The sequence below is a fragment of the Dellaglioa sp. CoH-57-MRSF-17 genome (assembly GCF_056782015.1).
This window is the reverse complement of the sequence record NZ_JBXAXY010000018.1, coordinates 1-801: the sequence shown is the minus strand read 5'-3', so window position 1 is coordinate 801 and position 801 is coordinate 1. Positions and strand designations below refer to the sequence as shown.

Annotated in this window: 2 protein-coding genes; both read right to left on the bottom strand. The window is 55.1% G+C overall.

The features are described 5' to 3' along the window. Positions 1–427, bottom strand: a 427-nt coding sequence (locus AC1RPJ_RS07595; RefSeq protein WP_481762819.1) for a hypothetical protein, incomplete at its 3' end; no start/stop codon positions are given. Beyond that, complete coding sequence (locus AC1RPJ_RS07590; protein WP_481762818.1) at positions 424–720, bottom strand: hypothetical protein; 297 nt, start codon at positions 718–720, stop codon at positions 424–426. The genes AC1RPJ_RS07590 and AC1RPJ_RS07595, both read right to left, overlap by 4 nt. Positions 721–801: the final 81 nt, after the last annotated feature.

The window sequence follows — 801 nt, the reverse complement described above, 5'->3', positions numbered from 1 at the left end:
GCGTAAGACCTACGTACAGAGGGCTATTCACCCATTCCCCTTCAAATCGGAACCAACCGTACTCGTGACCGTGCGGCTCGTCGATGAATACACTGATCCAGTCATGAAACAGGCCGATAACGCCGTCTTCGTGGTTGATGCCGCCGCACACTTCGAGTACGAAGCCGCCTTCCTCATCATCAACGATGAACGTCTTCGCGCCACGGTAATACTCTTGCGTGCCGTCCGGAGGTTCAGGGAACTCGAACCATTCCACAGCCGCGTTGTGCAGCACGTATTCGACGCGTTCATGCTGAAACAGTTCGTGCTCCGGGAGCTGGGCCGGCCGCTCAGTATTGCCCAGCATCCATTCGATGATTGGACGCACGAACGCGGCGTCGGCCGCAGCCACAGGAATGGTGGCTCGGAATTTGGTGTAGCTGCTCATTGGTTTTCAGCGACATGCGCATCGTAGCGGTCGAACAGATCACGCAGGTAATTGCGATGCAGCAACAGTGTGATGAAAAACGGTTCCGTAAGCTCCGCGTACTGCTCATCGTCACGGCCGTCAAGCCAATCGACAGTAGCACCTGCGTCAAACACATCCGATGCGAACGCACTGCGCCTCTCGTCGATGTGGCCCAGCTCGATGGAACAGCTGTCAACTGCATTCTCGTAGTCCAAGCACGTTTGCTGATCATCGAACTGGGTGCCGTCGTTTGCTGCGTAGATCACTTTCATCGCTTCTTCCTCCGGGTGCCGTATGCACCAGAAAATTGTTGATGGAACGTCTTTTGCTTAACTTCTTGATCGACTCTGCGT

Coding starts and splice junctions, on each gene's coding strand:
- AC1RPJ_RS07590 (WP_481762818.1), bottom strand. CDS start 720: ATGAAAGTGATCTACGCAGCAAACGACGGCACCCAGTTCGATGATCAG.